17 protein-coding genes are annotated in these 16,552 nt (G+C 71.1%); 14 read left to right on the top strand and 3 right to left on the bottom strand.

Annotation, left to right across the window (positions count from 1 at the left end):
* Positions 1 to 8: 8 nt before the first annotated feature.
* From M8231_RS10375 to mdoH, 4 genes are all read left to right on the top strand, one after another.
* Positions 9 to 881, top strand: a complete 873-nt coding sequence (locus tag M8231_RS10375; protein WP_250201424.1) for a hypothetical protein — start codon at positions 9 to 11, stop codon at positions 879 to 881.
* Between the two features lie 9 nt (positions 882 to 890).
* Positions 891 to 1,664, top strand: a complete 774-nt coding sequence (locus tag M8231_RS10370) for an extensin family protein (RefSeq protein ID WP_249750037.1) — start codon at positions 891 to 893, stop codon at positions 1,662 to 1,664.
* A gap of 107 nt (positions 1,665 to 1,771) precedes the next feature.
* Complete coding sequence (locus M8231_RS10365) at positions 1,772 to 3,325, top strand: OpgD/OpgG family glucan biosynthesis protein (protein ID WP_250201423.1); 1,554 nt, start codon at positions 1,772 to 1,774, stop codon at positions 3,323 to 3,325.
* A 60-nt stretch (positions 3,326 to 3,385) separates the two neighbouring features.
* The gene (gene mdoH, locus M8231_RS10360) at positions 3,386 to 5,320 is read left to right on the top strand and encodes a glucans biosynthesis glucosyltransferase MdoH (RefSeq protein ID WP_250201422.1); all 1,935 of its coding nucleotides are present in this window, start codon (positions 3,386 to 3,388) and stop codon (positions 5,318 to 5,320) included.
* 6 nt (positions 5,321 to 5,326) lie between these two features.
* Here mdoH and M8231_RS10355 read toward each other — a convergent pair whose 3' ends face one another.
* The 3 genes from M8231_RS10355 to M8231_RS10345 are packed head-to-tail and all read right to left on the bottom strand — an operon-like array spanning position 5,327 to position 6,627.
* Complete coding sequence (locus M8231_RS10355; RefSeq protein ID WP_249750040.1) at positions 5,327 to 5,674, bottom strand: DUF1428 domain-containing protein; 348 nt, start codon at positions 5,672 to 5,674, stop codon at positions 5,327 to 5,329.
* 22 nt (positions 5,675 to 5,696) lie between these two features.
* Positions 5,697 to 6,179: a VOC family protein gene (locus tag M8231_RS10350; RefSeq protein WP_249750041.1), complete on the bottom strand. Its 483-nt coding sequence runs from the start codon at positions 6,177 to 6,179 to the stop codon at positions 5,697 to 5,699.
* Between the two features lie 10 nt (positions 6,180 to 6,189).
* Complete coding sequence (locus M8231_RS10345) at positions 6,190 to 6,627, bottom strand: VOC family protein (protein WP_249751968.1); 438 nt, start codon at positions 6,625 to 6,627, stop codon at positions 6,190 to 6,192.
* 68 nt (positions 6,628 to 6,695) lie between these two features.
* On the opposite strand from M8231_RS10345, the gene M8231_RS10340 reads away from it, so the two are divergent.
* The 10 genes from M8231_RS10340 to flbD all read left to right on the top strand — a co-directional run bounded on the left by M8231_RS10340 (position 6,696) and on the right by flbD (position 16,550).
* Complete coding sequence (locus tag M8231_RS10340; protein ID WP_249750042.1) at positions 6,696 to 7,376, top strand: winged helix-turn-helix transcriptional regulator; 681 nt, start codon at positions 6,696 to 6,698, stop codon at positions 7,374 to 7,376.
* Between the two features lie 57 nt (positions 7,377 to 7,433).
* Positions 7,434 to 8,561: a bifunctional transcriptional activator/DNA repair enzyme AdaA gene (locus tag M8231_RS10335; protein ID WP_250201421.1), complete on the top strand. Its 1,128-nt coding sequence runs from the start codon at positions 7,434 to 7,436 to the stop codon at positions 8,559 to 8,561.
* Positions 8,545 to 9,081, top strand: coding sequence for a methylated-DNA--[protein]-cysteine S-methyltransferase (locus tag M8231_RS10330; RefSeq protein WP_249750045.1), 537 nt, complete (start codon positions 8,545 to 8,547; stop codon positions 9,079 to 9,081). Before M8231_RS10335 ends, M8231_RS10330 begins: the two co-directional genes overlap by 17 nt.
* 32 nt (positions 9,082 to 9,113) lie before the next feature.
* On the top strand, positions 9,114 to 10,136 hold the full coding sequence (locus M8231_RS10325) for an alpha/beta fold hydrolase (RefSeq protein WP_249750046.1): 1,023 nt from the start codon (positions 9,114 to 9,116) through the stop codon (positions 10,134 to 10,136).
* Between the two features lie 87 nt (positions 10,137 to 10,223).
* Positions 10,224 to 11,306, top strand: a complete 1,083-nt coding sequence (locus tag M8231_RS10320; RefSeq protein WP_250202607.1) for a Glu/Leu/Phe/Val family dehydrogenase — start codon at positions 10,224 to 10,226, stop codon at positions 11,304 to 11,306.
* Positions 11,307 to 11,428: 122 nt separating this feature from the next.
* A complete protein-coding gene (gene fliF / locus M8231_RS10315) occupies positions 11,429 to 13,069 on the top strand; it encodes a flagellar basal-body MS-ring/collar protein FliF (protein ID WP_250201420.1) in 1,641 nt (546 codons plus the stop codon).
* Complete coding sequence (gene fliG, locus M8231_RS10310; RefSeq protein ID WP_249750048.1) at positions 13,069 to 14,103, top strand: flagellar motor switch protein FliG; 1,035 nt, start codon at positions 13,069 to 13,071, stop codon at positions 14,101 to 14,103. The genes fliF and fliG overlap by 1 nt, the downstream gene beginning before the upstream one ends.
* Position 14,104: 1 nt before the next feature.
* Entirely contained in the window at positions 14,105 to 14,752 is a 648-nt protein-coding gene (locus tag M8231_RS10305; protein ID WP_249750049.1) for a FliH/SctL family protein, read from the top strand.
* Positions 14,752 to 15,084 carry a flagellar motor switch protein FliN gene (fliN, locus tag M8231_RS10300; RefSeq protein ID WP_250201419.1) on the top strand — a complete coding sequence of 111 codons (333 nt, stop codon included), beginning with the start codon at positions 14,752 to 14,754 and terminating at the stop codon, positions 15,082 to 15,084. Before M8231_RS10305 ends, fliN begins: the two co-directional genes overlap by 1 nt.
* A 35-nt stretch (positions 15,085 to 15,119) precedes the next feature.
* Positions 15,120 to 16,550, top strand: a complete 1,431-nt coding sequence (flbD, locus tag M8231_RS10295) for a sigma-54-dependent transcriptional regulator FlbD (RefSeq protein ID WP_249750050.1) — start codon at positions 15,120 to 15,122, stop codon at positions 16,548 to 16,550.
* Positions 16,551 to 16,552: the final 2 nt, after the last annotated feature.

Raw genomic sequence — 16,552 nt, 5'->3', positions numbered from 1 at the left:
GGCACCACTTGGACGACGCAACGACGCCTACGTCCGATTTCGACGACGCGGGCGGCTACGCCGTCGTCATGGAACACTATCGCCTGAAGAAATATCGGGGGCCGGAGGTCTGGGCGCGGGTGCGCGCGGCCTATGAGGGCGGGGAGAGCGGGCCGTCGATCGCGCGCCGGTTCGACGTCGGCCTGTCCAATCTGAGGAAGAAGGCGCGGCTGGAGGGCTGGACCCGAAAGGACATCGCGCAAAAGCTGGATGGCGAACTGGAGCCGGCGCGCGAGACGGCGCCGCCGCCGGTCCCGCAGGGGCCGCCGGTCGATCCGCAGACGGCCGTGGAAACGGCGATGCAGCGCGCCAGCAGCCTGTTGGCGCAAGGACGTGGCGCGGAGGCCCAGACGCTGATCCGCTCGGCCGAGGCCCTGGCCAAGCTGGCGGAGCGCGCCGGAGAGGCCGCCGCCGCCGCCGCGGACCAACCGTCGGAGGAAGAGGCGATCGCGCGATACATGGCCGAGCGCGACGCCGATATCATCGACCAGGCGACGAAGCTGGCCTGGGCGATGCTGATGGACCAGCCGATGGGCGAGGCGGCGCGGTATTCCGCCTTCATGTACCACTGGCGCGCACGGCACCTGGGGCCGGAGGCGACGGCCTGCTATTTCGCCCATGCGGTCGACTGCGGCTGGGCGCGGCGCTATTTCGACGGGGAGGGGCGGTTGCGGCCCCTGCCGGAGCCGATCACGCCCCTGGCGATGATGGTCGATCAGCATCTTCGCCTCAGCGCGGAGCGGGACCAGAATTCCGCGCAAAAGGATCCATACAGCATGGACCTGGACTATCCGGGCCCGATCCGTTTCGCGCCATCGTCGGACGAGCCCGGAATCGGTTAGGCTGGGGCCATGACCGAGCGCGCCTTCGCACCCCGCCCGCCCGCCTTTCGCCTGGCGCAGACCGCCCTGATCCTGGGGCTGGCGGCGGCGCTGACGATGGCGGGGTGCGTGCGGCGCCCGCCGGAGCCGCTGCGGCCCCCGGCCTATCCCTATTCGCAGACGCCCGCGCCGCTGGTGGGCGCGCTGATCGACCGGCCGATCGACGGGGGCACGCAAGGGGCGGTCAAGCGCGCGGGCGCGGACCTGGGCCAGTGCATGGCCCAGCTGACGGCGGCGCGGGTGCGCTTCAGCCCCGTGCCGGATCGCCAGAACACCGCCGCCTGCGGCCTGAGCCAGGGCGGCGTGCTGGGCGCCGACATGGGCACGGTGGCGCGCATGGCGCCCGGCGAGGTGGAGATGACCTGCCAGACGGCGCTGGCGCTGAGCGTCTGGCGGCGGCAGTCGCTGGAGCCGGCGGCGCGCGAGATCCTGGGCTCGGACGTGGTCCAGATCGACCACATGGGCGCCTACGCCTGCCGCAACGTGAATAACGGCGTGGGCTCGAACCGGATCAGCGCCCACGCCCAGGCGGCGGCCCTGGACTTCGCCGGTGTGCGCCTGCGCGACGGACGCCGGATCAGCGTGGCGCGCGACTGGAACGGCGACGGGGCCGAGGCGCGCTTCCTGCGCCGCATCCGCGACGACGCCTGCCGCGTGTTCGGCACGACGCTGAGCCCCGACTACAACGCCGTCCACCACGACCATCTGCACCTGGAAGCGACCGACACCCGCTTCTGCCGCTGAGGCCGGCGCGACATCGCGTCCTTCGCAAATGCGAGATGAGGGTTGAACCCGAGCGGTCGCTCGGCTTTCTAGTCTGTCGGGCGGGGGCGTTCATGACGAGGTCGCGCATGATTCCCCGCCGTCGCGCCGTGCTTCAGGGCCTTGCCGGCCTGGGCGCCGCCTTCGCCCTGCCGCCGGGCCTGGCCCTGGCCCAGGAGGGCGAGGCCTTCAGCTTCGAAACCGTGAAGGCCCTGGCCCGCGACCTGGCCGCGCGCCCTCATGCGCCCCGGCCCGAGGCGGCGGGCGACCTGGACGCCATCACCTATGACGAGGGGTTCCGCGTCGTCTTCGATCCCGAGCGGACGGTGACGATGGGCGCCGACCAAGGCGCCGACTGGGGCCTGCAATTCATGTCGCTGGGCGTGCTGGCGCGACGGGCGGTGGAGATCAATCTGGTCGAGGGCGGCCGCAGCCGTCGGCTGACCTATGATCCCGCCTATTTCATCGTGCCCGAGGACAGTCCGTTCAGGGCCCTGCCGGACGACGTCGGCTTCGCGGGCTTCCGGGCCGTGGCCGGGCCGGGCCGGGCCGAATGGCTGTCGTTCCTGGGCGCCTCCTACTTCCGCTCGCCGGGGCCGTTCGGGCAGTACGGCCTGTCGGCGCGGGGGCTGGCGCTGGACACCTACGCCGAGGGACCGGAGGAGTTTCCCGACTTCACCCGCTTCTGGCTGGGGCCGGACGCCAGCGGGCGGTTGGTGATCCACGCCCTGATGGAGGGGGCGGGCGTCGTCGGCGCCTACCGTTTCGTCAACGATCGGGCGGGGGACGGCCTGGTGCAGGAGGTCGAGGCCATGCTGGTCTTCCGGCGCGGCTACGCCCAGCCGGGGTTCGCGCCCCTGACGAGCATGTTCTGGTACGGCGAGAACACGTCGGGCCCGCGCGAGGACTGGCGGCCCGAGATCCACGACTCGGACGGGCTGGCGATCTGGACGGGGGCGGGGGAGCGCATCTGGCGGCCGCTGTCCAATCCGCCGCGGGTCGTCACCAGCGCCTTCGCCGACGAGAATCCGCGCGGCTTCGGCCTGATCCAGCGCGACCGGGACTACGACAGCTATCAGGACAGCCAGGCGTATTACGACCGGCGGCCCAGCCTGTGGGTCGAGCCGGTCGGCGGCTGGGGCCGGGGGAGCGTGCGGCTGGTCGAGGTTCCGACGCGTAGCGAGACGCTGGACAACATCGTGGCCTTCTGGACGCCCGCCGCGAGACCGGCGGCGGGCCAGACGCGCACCCTGCGCTATCGGTTGACGTGGGACGGGGATGCGCCGGGCCTGGAGACCCTGGCCCGGGTGACGGCGACGCGATCCGGCCGGGCGGGACGGCCCGGCGCCCCGCCTGGAGAGGGGCGGCGCATGGCGGTGGAGTTTCGCGGGGCCGACCTGGCGCGGCTGCGGCCCGAGGACGCGCGGGCGGCCGTGAGCGCGGTGCGCGGCGCCGTGTCCAACATCGAACTGGTCGCCGCCGATCCGACCGAGACCGGCTTTGAGCGCACCTGGCGCCTCATTTTCGACGTGGCGCCGTCATCGGATGAACCGGCGGACGTGAAAGCCTGGCTTCGAACGCGGAACGGGCGGCGTCTCACCGAGACGTGGACGGCTCAGATTTTCGCGGAACGCGCAACCTGAACGGTGTTCGGTCGTTCCGTGGGTCGAGCCTCCCCGCTCCACAGACAATCAGGATCGACCATGGCGTCCGTTTCGGCGGCGCTCCGGGAGGCGGACGTGTCCGCGCCGGACGCCCGCAACCCTCTTTCCGATCTGCCCGCGGCCGCGCCGCTGGCGATGCCGGTGCAGGCGCTGGACCAGCCGCCCGTGCGCGATTTCGGCCGGACGATGGGGCAGCCGTGGGCGCGGCGGGCGGCGCTGATCGCCTTCACCGTGCTGACGACCGTGCTGGCGGTGGTGGTGCTTCATGACGCCTTCAGCGCCGATTTCCTGACGGGCGCCGAGGTGGTGCATCTGGTGCTGTTCGCCAGCCTGTTCGCCTGGACCGCCTTCGCCTTCGCCTCGGCCTTCGCCGGATTCGCGGTCAGCCTGGCGCCGCGCCGGGACGAGGGGACGACCCAGCCGCTGACGGCGCGCACGGCGATCCTGGCCCCGGTCTATAACGAGGCGCCCGGCCCGGTCTTCGCGCGGCTGGAGGCGATGATGCGCGACGTCGAGGCCGAGGGCCTGGCCGACCGCTTCGACCTGTTCATCCTCAGCGACACGCGCGCGCCCATGATCGCCGTGGCCGAGCAGGCGGCGTTCCGCCGGCTGCGCGAGGCCCTGGGCGGCGGCGTGCGGGTCTTCTATCGCCGCCGCGCCGAGAACATCGACCGCAAGGCGGGCAATATCGCCGACTGGGTCCGGACCTGGGGCGGCGCCTATGAGCACATGGTGGTCCTGGACGCCGACAGCCTGATGACCGGCGCCGTGCTGGGCCGTCTGTCGGGCCTGATGCAGGCCGATCCGCGCGCGGGCCTGATCCAGACGGTCCCGGCCGTGATCGGGGCCAGCACCCTGTTCGCGCGGCTGGAGCAGTTCGCCAGCCGCCTGTACGGGCCGATGTTCGCGCGCGGCATGGCCTGGTGGTGCGGCACGGAAGGCAACTATTGGGGCCATAACGCCATCATCCGCGTCCGCGCCTTCGCCGAACGCGCCGGCCTGCCGCACCTGAAGGGGCGAAAGCCCTTTGGCGGCCATATCCTGAGCCACGACTTCGTCGAGGCCGCCCTGATGCGACGCGCGGGGTGGCGGGTGCGGCTGGAGCCGGACCTGGGCGGATCGTGGGAAGAGGGGCCGCCCAGCCTGATCGACCAGATCGTGCGGGACCGCCGCTGGTGCCAGGGCAATCTGCAGCACCTGGGCGTGGTGACGGCGCGCGGGTTGAACCCCGTCAGCCGGTTCCACTTGGTGCGGGGCTTCTCGACCTATCTGGCCGCGCCGATGTGGATCGCGCTGCTGGCGCTGAGCGTCGGGCTGATGGTGTTCCCGGACGAGCTGGCGGGCGCGCGGATCGGCGCGGGCTCGCCGTCGGCGGCCGGCGCCCTGCTGGGCGTCATGGCGGTGTCGGCGGCCTTCCTGATCCTGCCCAAGTTCATGGCCCTGGTCGCGGCGACGGCGCGCGGAGAGCTGGACCGGTTCGGCGGGGCGGACGCGGCGGTCAGGAACATCCTGATCGAGACGGCGCTGTCGACCCTGCTGGCGCCGGCGGCCCAGTTCGCCCAGACGCGGGCGGTCGTGTCGGTGCTCTCGGGCCGGGATTCGGGCTGGGCGCCGCAGCGGCGCGACCTGGACGGCCTGTCCTGGAGCGAGGCCTTCGCCGCCCACCGGGCCGAGTTCGCCTTCGGCCTGGGGCTGGCGGGGCTGTGCCTGGCGCTGAACCCGGCCGCCCTGCTGTGGGCCGCGCCGCCGGCCCTGGGGCTGGCGGGGGCCTTCTGGCTGTCGGCGGTGACGGCGCGGGCGGTCGGCGACGACCTTTTGGCCACGCCCGAGGTGCTGGCGCCCCATCCGGTGATCGTCCAGGCCCAGGCCCTGACCCAGGCGCTGGCCGAGCCGGCGGAGACCCGGACGCCGGCGCCGAGCCGCTTCCTGACGATTCCCCGACCGACGCCAGCCCTGGCGGTCGCCGCCGCTTGATGCGGATCAGGCTTCGAAAACCGTTTCGAAGCCGCCGTAGATCATGCGCTTGCCGTCGAAGGGCATGTCCAGCTCTTGGAAGCGCGGGTCGTCCATCATCTTCGCCTCGAAGGCGTCGGCCGTGGCCTTGTCCGGCCAGACGACCCAGGAGAAGACGACGGTCTCGCCCTCCTCGGCCTTCACCGCCATCCTGAAGTCGGTGAGCTTGCCGGCGGGCAGGTTGTCGCCCCAGGCCTCCACATGGGACAGGACGCCGTATTCCTTGAACAGGGGCGAGGCGGCCCTGGCGCTGGCGATGTAGCGTTCCCTGTCGCTGATCTTGACGGGGGTGACGAAGCCGCTGACGTAGGTCATGACGTTCTCCTTGGCTTGGGGGTCAAAGGTCGGCGACGGCGCGGTCCAGCGCCGCGATGTCGATCTTGCGCATGGTCATCATGGCCCGCATGGCGGCCTCGGCGCGCGCGCGGTTCGGGTCGGTGGTCAGGTCCATCAGCCGGCGCGGGGTGATCTGCCAGGACAGGCCCCAGCGGTCCTTCAGCCAGCCGCAGACGTTTTCCTGGCCGCCGTTCGCGGTCAAGGCGTCCCACAGCCGGTCGGTCTCGGCCTGATCCTCGGTCATGACCATGAAGGAGACGGCTTCGTCGAAGGTGAAGTTCGGCCCGCCGTTCAGGGCCATGTAGCGCCGGCCGGCCAGGGTGAACTGGACCGTCAGCACGCTGTCGGCGGGGCCGGAGGGCGTATCGACGGGCGAGCGGTTGACGGAATCGATGCGGCTGTCGGGCAGCAGGGAGACATAGAGGCGCGCTGCCTCCTCGCCATCGCCGTCGAACCAGAGACAGGGAACGATCTTGTCGGTCATGTCCCTGGCCTCAGGCCGGTTGGTGCTGGTCGGCGGCGAAGGCTTCCGGTCCGGCCGCGACGGCGGCGGCGTCCATCCACATGGTTTCCCAGATGTGGCCGTCCGGGTCGGCGTAGCTGCGCCCGTACATGAACCCATAGTCCTGAACAGCGTTCGGATCGGCCTGACCGCCCGCCTGCGCGGCCTTGCCGACGACCGCATCGACGGCCTCGCGGCTGTCCTCCGACAGGCACAACAGCACCTGGGCCGAGGCGTGGGCGTCCGGGATGGCGCGGTCGGTGAAGCCCTTCCACTTGTCGTGGGTCAGCAGCATCACGTGAATCACGTCCGACAACACCATGCAGGCGGCGGTGTCGTCGCTGAACTTGTCGTTCTTCGTCGCGCCCACGGCCTCGTAAAAGGCGATCGAACGGGCCAGGTCGGCGACGGGCAGGTTGATGAAGATCATCTTGGGCACGGCGTTTCTCCTCTCCTAAGGTTTGCGCACCGTGAGCGTGATGATTATGATAGTCAACCATGAAGTTAGAAAAAGTAACCGCAAAGCCTGGGCGGAAGTATCACGACGCCTGCGGGGCGGCGCACGGGCTGGACCTGATCGGGGAGCGCTGGGCCCTGTTGGTCATGCGCGAGCTGATGTTCGGGCCCCGGCGGTTCGGCGATCTGAAGAAGGACCTGTGCGGCCTGTCGGCCAACGTCCTGACCCAGCGGCTGGAAGGGCTGGAGTCCTCGGGCATCGTGCGTCGCCGCAAGCTGCCGCCGCCGGCCTCGGTCCAGGTCTATGAGCTGACGGACTGGGGGCGGGAGCTGAAGCCCATTTTCGCCCTGCTGGGCCGCTGGGCCGCGCGGTCGCCGATGCACGATCCCACCCTGCCGCTGAGCCCGGTGTCTGTGGTGATGTCGCTGGAGACCATGTTCGACGCGGCCAAGGCCGGCGACGCCCGGTTGGACGTGGGCCTGCGGTTCGGCGACGAGAGCTTTCGCCTTCGCATCGCCGACGGCGGCCTGAGCGCCGAGCGGGCGCAGGCCGACGGCGCAGAGGTGGTGTTCGACACCCAGCCGCCGGTTCTGGCCGGGGCCGTCTATGGCGGGGCGCCGCTGGCCGGGCTGGAGGCGGAGGGCGTGCTGAGGCTGGCCGGGGACCGGAACCTGGCCGAGCGGTTCACGACCTTCTTCGCCCTGCCGCCCAAGGCGTTCTGACGATCCATGTCCGAAAACCGCGAGACATCGTGGGGGCGCGGGCGCATCCTTCCGCCCATGAACTCTTCGCTGGATTTCGAGACCTGCTGGCGCGCCGTCGTGGCGCGCGACGCCCGCTTCGACGGGCGATTCTTCACCGGCGTGACGTCGACGGGAATCTATTGCCGGCCGGTGTGCCCGGCGCGCACGCCCCGGCGCGAGAACGTGACCTTCCACCCCAGCGCGGCGGCGGCCGAGGCCGGGGGCTTTCGCGCCTGCCTGCGCTGCCGCCCGGAGACGGCGCCCGACTTCGCCGGATGGCGCGGCGTCGAAGCGCCGCGCGGCGGGGCCTGGCGGGGATCGTCCAACACCGTCAGCCGCGCCCTGGCCCTGATCGAGGGCGGGGCGCTGGACGGGGGCGACGTCGACGCCCTGGCCGCGCGGCTGGGGGTGGGAGAACGGCAGCTGCGCCGTCTGTTCCGCCAGCACCTGGGGGCCGCCCCCGTCAGCGTGGCCCAGACGCGGCGCGTGCTCCTGGCCAAGCAGCTGATCCACGAGACCGGCCTGTCGATGGCCGAGATCGCCTTGGCCTCGGGCTTCGGCAGCGTGCGGCGGTTCAACGAGACCTTCCAGGGCCTGTACGGACGCCCGCCGTCGGCGCTGCGGCGACGCCGCACGGGGGAGGCAGGGGGAACGATCCGGCTAGGCCTCAGCTACCGCGCCCCCTATGACTGGCCGGCCATGCTGGCGTCGCTGGCCGCCCGGTCGGCCATGCCCGAAACCGTGTCGGGCGACGCCTGGACCCGCATGCTGGCGCCGCAGGTCGATGGCGCGCGCGGCCGGATCTCGGTTCGGCCGGACGCCGGGGCGTCGGAGCGGCTGACCGCCGAGGTCGAGATCGACGCGCTTTGCGCCCTGCCGGGGGTCCTGGCGCGGACGCGGCGGGTGCTGGACCTGGCGGCGGACCCTGTCGCCATCGCCCGCGACCTGTCGACCGATCCGGTCCTGGCCGAGGCGGTGGCCGCCCATCCGGGACGCAGGCCGCCGGGCGAGTGGAGCGACGCGGGCGACGACCCGCCCAGCGACCGTCTGACGACCGACGACCCGATGCTGCGCGCGCGCGCGGAACGCTGGCGGCCCTGGCGGGCCTATGGCGCGCTGTACTGGACCCTGGCCAAGGAGACCCTGAATGCCCAGGCCGCATGACGCCCCCGAAACCTTGACCCTGACCCTGGACCGCGTCGCATCGCCCGTGGGCGAGGTGCTGGTCGTGACCGACGCCGACGGCGCCGTGCGCGCGCTGGACTTTCACGACTTCGAGGACCGGATGCGGCGGCTGCTGCGCCGCCATTACGGCGAGGTCGTCCTGACGCCGGGACGGGCGCCCGAGCCCGTGCGCGCGGCGGTGGCGGCCTATTTCGCCGGCGACCTGGCCGCCTTCGACGCGGTGGAGGTCAGGACCGGCGGCACCGATTTCCAACGCCGGGTGTGGGCGGCGCTGCGCGACATTCCGGCCGGCGAGACCCGCAGCTACGGCCAGCTGGCGGCCGCGATCGGCGCGCCCAAGGCGATGCGGGCCGTGGGCCTGGCCAACGGCGCCAATCCGGTCGGCGTCATCGTGCCCTGTCATCGGGTGATCGGGGCGAGCGGCACGCTGACCGGATACGCCGGCGGTCTGGAGCGCAAGCGGTGGCTGCTGGCGCACGAGGCGGCCGGCCGTCTCTAGAAACCATGACCGCGAAGGCGCATTTGAGGGGCATGAGGCTTCTCCCCGCCGCCCTGCGCTCCGCCCTGGTTCTGACCGTCCTGGCTCTGGCCGCGTGCGCCGCGCCGCATATCCAGCCGCCGCTGACGCCGTCCGCCGGATTCGCCGGGCCGTCGGTTCAGGATCGCGCCCTGGTTATGAGCGACGGCGCGCGCCTGCCGCTGATGCGCTGGACCCCGCGAGAGCGGCCCTGGGCGGTGATCGTGGCCCTGCACGGCATGAACGACCACGCCGCCTCTTTCCGGCTGGCCGGGCCGTGGTGGGCCGAGCAGGGGATCGAGACCTGGGCCTATGACCAGCGCGGGTTCGGCGCCGCCCCCGGCCGCGGCGAATGGGCCGGGCAGGCGCGGATGACCGACGACCTGCGCGAGGCCGTCGCCCTGGCCCGCGCGGCGCATCCCGACGCCCTGATCGCCGTGGTCGGAGAGAGCATGGGCGGATCGGTGGCGGCCGCCGCCTTCGGCTCGGATCGGCCGCCCGACGCGGACCGGGTGGTGCTGCTGGCGCCGGGCGTCTGGGGCTGGACCACGCAAGGCTGGCTGAACAGCGCCGCCCTGAACATCGCCGCGCGGATGGCCGGGTCCAAGGCCGTCGAGCCGCCCCGCTTCATCGCGGACCGCATCCAGGCCTCGTCCAATGTGCTGGAGCTCTACCGCAACGGGCGCGACCCCCAGAGCCTGCTCTCCACGCGGTTCGACACCATCTACGGCCTGGTCGACCTGATGGAGGCCTCGTCGCGGCGGATCGGCCTGATCCGCACGCCCGCCATCCTGATGTACGGCGCCCATGACGAGGTCGTGGAGAAGGGGCCGATGCGCCGGGCGCTGGAGCATATGCCCGCCGACGCGACCCTGCGGACCGCCTGGTATCCGAACGGGTGGCATCTGCTGAACCGGGACCTGGACGCCGAGGCGGTCTATCGCGACGTGGTCGGCTTCCTGCGCGATCCGGCGGGGCCGCTGCCGTCGGGCGCCGGGCCGGTTCTGCCGCATCTCGAAGCCCTGGCGAAACGCTGACGCGAAACGGTCATGCTTGCCCATTACAGGCGAGCGGCCTATCTGCCGGGCAACAAGAATATTACCCAGGGAGCGCCTATCATGGGCATGACGCTGTTCGATTCTCCGTCTTTCGCGAATCATGAGGGCGTGCACGCCTTTTTCGACGAGAAAACCGGTCTCAAGGCGATCGTCGCCGTTCACTCGACCGCGCGCGGTCCGGCCGTCGGCGGCACGCGGATGTGGAACTATGGCTCGGCGGCCGAGGCGCTGGAGGACGTGCTGCGCCTGTCCAGGGGCATGAGCTACAAGAACGCGATCGCCGACCTGGAGATGGGCGGCGGCAAGTCGGTCATCATCGGCGACAGCCGCACCCAGAAGACGCCTGAGCTGTTCCGCGCCTTCGGCCGCGCCGTCGATACGCTGGGCGGAATCTACTACGCCGCCGAGGACGTGGGCGTGTCGGTCGCCGACATCGCCGAGGCGCGCAAGGAGACGACGCGGGTTCTGGGCCTCAAGGACGGGCCGGAAGCGTCGGGCGACCCCAGCCCGGTGACGGCCGAGGGCGTCTATCGCTCGACCCTGGCGGTGGCGCGCCGGCTGTTCAGGCAGGACGACCTGACCGGCCTGACCATCGCCGTCCAGGGCGTCGGGCACGTCGGCGGATACCTGGCCGACAAGCTGGCGGCCGCCGGCGCCAAGCTGGTGATGACCGACGTCAACGCCGCCGTCCTGGCCGAGGTCGCCGCGCGCACGGGGGCCCAGATCGTGGCGCCGGACGCCATCTATGACGTCAAGGCGGACATCTATGCGCCGTGCGCCCTGGGGGCGACGCTGAACCCGCAGACGCTGGAGCAGATCAGCGCCCGGGCGGTGGTCGGCGCGGCCAACAACCAACTGGCGACGCCCGAGATCGGCCGCATCCTGTTCGAGCGCGGCGTGCTGTACGCGCCCGACTATGTCGTCAACGGCGGCGGCATCATCAATGTCGCGGCGGAGATGAACGCCCGCCAGACGCGCGGCGCCTTCGACCCGAACTGGGTGGAGATGAAGCTGGCGCGCCTGATCGAGACCTTCGAGGAAATCCTGGAGCGGTCCGCGGCCGAGACGCGCCCGACGCACGAGATCGCCGACGCCATCGCCGAGGCCCGCATCGCCGGCGCGCGCGAGGACCGCCGCAAGGCGGCCTGAGGCCGTGCGGCCGCGTTGAGGGACGGCGCGTAACCGTCTCTTAACGCGGCGTTTACCATCCGGGCGGCATTTTCTGCCTAGCGGGGTCGTCCGGGTCTTCCGCGAGTATGGGGCGGGGACGCGTGGGCGGTTTCACCGAGGCGTTGAAGAAGTTCGGGATCGGTCGCCTGGCGGCCATTCTCGGCGTCGCCGCGGGCGTGGCGGCGGTGCTGGTCGCCGTCATGCTGCGCATGGGCCAGGCGCCCGACGCCTTGCTCTACTCCAACCTGGACCTGCGCGAGGCCGGCGAGATCACCGCCGCCCTGGACCAGGCGGGCATTAAATATTCGTCCAAGGGCGACGGTTCGACCATCATGGTCAACCGCGACGAGGTCGGCACGGCGCGGATGATGCTGGCCGGCCAGGGGCTGGTGACCTCGGGCTCGGTCGGCTACGAGCTGTTCGACAACCAGTCGGTCCTGGGCCAGACCGAGTTCCAGCAGCAGCTGAACGAGCAGCGCGCCCTGCAGGGCGAACTGGCCCGCACCATCATGTCGATGCGCGGCATCACCGCCGCCCGCGTCCACATCACCATGCCGCGCCGCGAAATGTTCACCGCCGCCGCGGGCGAGCCGACGGCCGCCGTGCTGGTCGGCCTGGGCGGGCGCGACCTGACCGGCGACCAGGTCAACGCCATCCGCAACCTGGTCGCCTCGTCGGTGCCGAACCTGAAGCCCGACCGCGTCACGGTCGCCGACGAGAACAACCGCACCCTGGCCGCCGGCAACGACGGCGGCGAGTTCACCACCGCCTCGGCTCTGGAGGCCAAGAACGCCACCGAGGCGCAGCTGCAGGCGCGCATCAAGGACATCGTTGAGGGCGTCGTCGGCGTGGGCGCTGCGCGCGTTCAGGTCACCGCCGACATCGACCGCAGCCGCTCGACCACCCAGGAGCAGAAGTTCGACCCGGACGGCCAGGTGGTGCGCTCCACCTCCACCAACGGCTCCCAGTCGTCCGACACCACGGGCCAGCCGGACGGCGCGGTGACCGCGACGAACAACATCCCCGGCGGCGCGGCGCCGAACACCACGCCGCTCGGTTCGACCAGCGCCGAGAACACCGAGACCACCAACTACGAAATCTCCAACACCACCACGACCACCACGCGCGAGCCGGGCGAGGTGCGCAAGCTGGCGGTGGCGGTCGCGGTCGACGGCAAGCTGACCCCGGCCGCCGACGGCAAGGGCGAGCCGACCTATGCCCCGCGCACCGCCGAGGAGATCGCCCAGATCAAGGCCCTCGTCGCCGCCGCCGTCGGCATCGACGAGGCGCGCGGCGACAAGATCGAGGTGGTCAACGTTCGCTTCAACCGCGACGCCGGCCTGGCGGGCGACCTGGACGGCGCCGGCGGGATGCTGGACTTCTCCAAGAACGACATCATGCGCGGGATCGAACTGCTGGTGCTGCTGATCACCGGCGTGCTGCTGATCTTCTTCGTGCTGCGCCCGCTGCTGAAGACGGCGACCGGCGGGGCGGGCGTGCCGGCGCTGGCGGGGGCGGACGGCGTGCCGGTGACGCAGCTTCAGACGACCACGGTGATCGGCCCGGACGGCCAGCCCCAGCTGGTCCAGCTGCCGCCGCCCAGCGAGATGGAGCAGAAGATCGACATCGCCCGCATCGAGGGCCAGGTGAAGGCCTCTTCGGTCAAGAAGGTGGCGGACTTCGTCCAGAGCCACCCCGATGAGGCGGCCGGCATCCTGCGGACCTGGGTGGCGGAAGGCTGATGCCCAAGCTCGTCTCCAAGAAGGCCGCGATCGAGGACCCCAACAAGCTGACGGGGCCGGAGAAGGCCGCCGTCATCCTGCTGGCGCTGGGCGAGGAGCACACCGCCCTGTGGGAGCGGCTGGACGACGACGAGGTCAAGGAGATCTCGCAGGCCATGGCCACCCTGGGCAACGTCACCGCCGAGGCGGTCGAGGCCCTGATGATCGAGTTCGTCTCGGGCCTGTCGGGCTCGGGCTCGGTCATGGGCAGCTACGAACAGACCCAGAAGCTGCTCAGCGCCTTCCTGCCCAAGGACCGCGTCGACGGCCTGATGGAGGAAATCCGCGGTCCGGCCGGCCGGACCATGTGGGACAAGCTGGGCAATGTGAACGAGGCGGTCCTCGCCAACTATCTGAAGAACGAATATCCCCAGACGGTCGCCGTGATCCTGTCCAAGGTCCGGTCGGACCACGCCGCGCGGGTGCTGACCAGCCTGCCCGAGGATTTCGCCCTGGAATGCGTCCAGCGGATGCTGCGCATGGAGCCGGTGCAGCGCGAAATCCTGGACAAGATCGAACAGACGCTGCGCACCGAGTTCATGTCCAACCTGGCGCGCACCTCCAAGCGCGACAGCCACGAGATGATGGCCGACATCTTCAACGCCTTCGACCGCCAGACCGAGGCGCGGTTCATCGGCGCCCTGGAGGAACGCAACCGCGAATCGGCCGAGCGCATCCGCGCCCTGATGTTCGTGTTCGAGGACCTGTCCAAGCTGGATCCGGGCGGCGTCCAGACCCTGCTGCGGGCGGTGGAGAAGGATCAGTTGGGCCTGGCGCTGAAGGGCGCCTCGGAAGGGCTGCGCGAGATGTTCTTCTCCAACATGTCCGAACGCGCGTCGAAGATCATGCGCGAGGACATGGAATCCATGGGCCCGGTGCGGCTGAAGGACGTCGACGCCGCCCAGACGGCGATGGTCCAGGTGGCCAAGGACCTGGCGGCCAAGGGGGACATCATGCTGGCCGGCCAGGGCGCCGACGACGAGCTGATCTACTGACATGAACGCCAAGCCCTTCACCTTCGACACCGAGTTCGACGCCGACGGCGAGGTCGTGCGCCCGTCGCAATGGCGGCCCGTCAAGCGCAGCTTTCTGCCGGCCGAGGTGGACGCCCTGGTGGCCCAGGCGCGTCTGGAGGCGCGCGAACAGGCCCTGGCCGAGGTCGAACACGTCCGCGCCCTGGCGCTGAGCCAGATCGCCCAGGCCGCCGGCGCCGCGCTTTCCACCCTCAAGAGCGTGGCCCAGGCCCACCGCGAGCAGTCCGCCGATCTGGCGCTGCAGGCGGCGCGGGCCATCGCCGGCGCGGCCCTGGACCGTTTCCCGCAGGCCCCGCTGAAGGCCGCGCTGGAGCTGCTGGCCCAGGAGGTCGACGCCTCGCCCCGCCTGGTGGTGCGCGGCGCCGGGCTGGACGAGACGGCGCGCGCCATGATCGCCCAGGCCGCCGCCGATTCCGGCTTCACCGGCGCCGTCGCCTTTCGCGACGAAGCGGGGCTGGCCGCGGCCGCCTTCCAGCTGGAGTGGGCCGACGGCCGCGCCGACTACGATCCCGAAGAGGCCGCCCGGCGCGTGGGCGAGGCCCTTTCCGCCGCCCTGGCCGCCGAAGCCGGGCACGCCGAAAATCCCGTCCTGGACAGGAGTGACGTCTGATGGCTTCCGACGATCTGTCGCTTGAGGAATTCACCGATCCCGCCGCCCTGCCGGCGTTGGAGGATCATGGCGAGAAGAGCGCCGCCGACCTGGCCACCGTCTTCGACGTGCCGGTCAACATCTCGGCCGTGCTGGGCAAGTCGCACATGTCGGTGGCGCAGCTGCTGCAGTTGAACAAAGGCTCGGTGCTGGAGCTGGATCGCAAGGTCGGCGAGGCCATCGACATCTTCGTCAACAACCGCCTGGTGGCGCGCGGCGAGGTGGTGGTCGTCGACGACCGCCTGGGCGTGACCATGACGGAAATCATCAAGACCGAGGATGCGGGCGCCTGATCGGCGACCGCGCGAGAGATTAGAGGAGAAGAACGATGCGTCTTCTGGTGGTTGGCAGACTGAGCGGGCAACTGGCCTCGGCGGTGAAGATGGCGATGGCGCACGGCGCCAAGGTCAATCACGTCGAGCGATGCGACCAGGCGACCGACCTGTTGCGACGGGGGCAGGGCGCGGACCTGCTGATGGTCGACTACAAGCTGGACATCGCCAGCCTGATCGGAGCGAACGAGGCCGAGCGGATCAGCGTGCCGGTGGTGGCCTTCGGCATTGACGCGGACGCGCGCGAGGCGGCGGCGGCCATCAAGGCCGGGGCCAAGGAGTTCATCCCCCTGCCGCCCGAGGCCGACCTGATCGCCGCGGTGCTGTCGGCGGTGGCCGACGACGAGAAGCCGATGATCTCGGCCGACCCGTCGATGAAGCACGTCATCCAGCTGGCCGACCAGGTGGCGCGTTCGGAGGCCTCGATTCTGGTCACCGGCGAAAGCGGCGTCGGCAAGGAGGTGATGGCCCGTTACCTGCACGAGAATTCGCGCCGCAAGGACAAGCCCTTCATCAGCGTCAACTGCGCCGCCATTCCGGACAACCTGCTGGAATCGGAGCTGTTCGGCCACGAGAAGGGCGCCTTCACCGGCGCCGTGGCCCGCCGCATCGGCAAGTTCGAGGAGGCCGACGGCGGCACCCTGCTGCTGGACGAGATCAGCGAGATGGACGCCCGGCTGCAGGCCAAGCTGCTGCGCGCCATCCAGGAGCGGGTCATCGACCGGGTCGGCGGCACCAAGCCGGTCAAGGTCGACATCCGCATCATCGCGACCTCGAACCGCGACCTGGCGCGCGCCGTGTCGGAAGGGACCTTCCGCGAGGACCTGCTGTATCGCCTGAACGTCGTGAACCTGCGCCTGCCGTCCCTGCGCGAGCGGCCGGGCGACATCGCCGTGCTGGCCGATCACTTCGTCAAGAAATACGCCGCCGCCAACGGCGTGGCCGCCCGACCGCTGTCGCCCGCCGCCCGCCAGGCGGTCACCGCGCACCGCTGGCCCGGCAACGTCCGCGAGCTGGAGAACGCCATGCACCGCGCGGTGCTTCTGGCGACCGGCGCCGAGATCGACGTGGAGGCCATCCGCCTGCCCGACGGCCGTCCGCTGGCGCTGGACGCCGGTGCGCACGGCGGCTCCGTCGGCGTCGCCTCTCCGGCCCTGGACGCCGGCCCCGCCGCCCGCGCCGCCCAGGCCGCCGACGCCGTGACCCGCAGCTTCGTCGGACAGACGGTGGCGGCGATGGAGAAGACGCTGATCCTGGACACCCTGACCCACTGCCTGGGCAACCGCACCCATGCGGCCAACATCCTGGGCATCTCGATCCGCACGCTTCGCAACAAGCTGAACGAATACGCCGACGAGGGCGCCAGCATCCCCGCGCCGCAAAGCGGCGTCTCGGGCGGGACGCCCGGCGCCGGATACGCCGCCTGAGG

It is taken from the genome of Brevundimonas albigilva (assembly GCF_023573565.1).
Taxonomy (GTDB): domain Bacteria; phylum Pseudomonadota; class Alphaproteobacteria; order Caulobacterales; family Caulobacteraceae; genus Brevundimonas; species Brevundimonas albigilva.
This window is presented reverse-complemented; position numbering and strand designations above follow the sequence as displayed.

Coding starts and splice junctions, on each gene's coding strand:
- M8231_RS10355 (WP_249750040.1), bottom strand. CDS start 5,674: ATGACCTACGTCAGCGGCTTCGTCACCCCCGTCAAGATCAGCGACAGG.
- M8231_RS10320 (WP_250202607.1), top strand. CDS start 10,224: ATGACGCTGTTCGATTCTCCGTCTTTCGCGAATCATGAGGGCGTGCAC.
- M8231_RS10370 (WP_249750037.1), top strand. CDS start 891: ATGACCGAGCGCGCCTTCGCACCCCGCCCGCCCGCCTTTCGCCTGGCG.
- M8231_RS10335 (WP_250201421.1), top strand. CDS start 7,434: ATGAACTCTTCGCTGGATTTCGAGACCTGCTGGCGCGCCGTCGTGGCG.
- fliG (WP_249750048.1), top strand. CDS start 13,069: ATGCCCAAGCTCGTCTCCAAGAAGGCCGCGATCGAGGACCCCAACAAG.
- M8231_RS10350 (WP_249750041.1), bottom strand. CDS start 6,179: ATGACCGACAAGATCGTTCCCTGTCTCTGGTTCGACGGCGATGGCGAG.
- mdoH (WP_250201422.1), top strand. CDS start 3,386: ATGGCGTCCGTTTCGGCGGCGCTCCGGGAGGCGGACGTGTCCGCGCCG.
- M8231_RS10345 (WP_249751968.1), bottom strand. CDS start 6,627: ATGATCTTCATCAACCTGCCCGTCGCCGACCTGGCCCGTTCGATCGCC.
- fliN (WP_250201419.1), top strand. CDS start 14,752: ATGGCTTCCGACGATCTGTCGCTTGAGGAATTCACCGATCCCGCCGCC.
- M8231_RS10330 (WP_249750045.1), top strand. CDS start 8,545: ATGCCCAGGCCGCATGACGCCCCCGAAACCTTGACCCTGACCCTGGAC.
- M8231_RS10305 (WP_249750049.1), top strand. CDS start 14,105: ATGAACGCCAAGCCCTTCACCTTCGACACCGAGTTCGACGCCGACGGC.
- M8231_RS10340 (WP_249750042.1), top strand. CDS start 6,696: ATGAAGTTAGAAAAAGTAACCGCAAAGCCTGGGCGGAAGTATCACGAC.
- M8231_RS10325 (WP_249750046.1), top strand. CDS start 9,114: ATGAGGCTTCTCCCCGCCGCCCTGCGCTCCGCCCTGGTTCTGACCGTC.
- flbD (WP_249750050.1), top strand. CDS start 15,120: ATGCGTCTTCTGGTGGTTGGCAGACTGAGCGGGCAACTGGCCTCGGCG.
- M8231_RS10365 (WP_250201423.1), top strand. CDS start 1,772: ATGATTCCCCGCCGTCGCGCCGTGCTTCAGGGCCTTGCCGGCCTGGGC.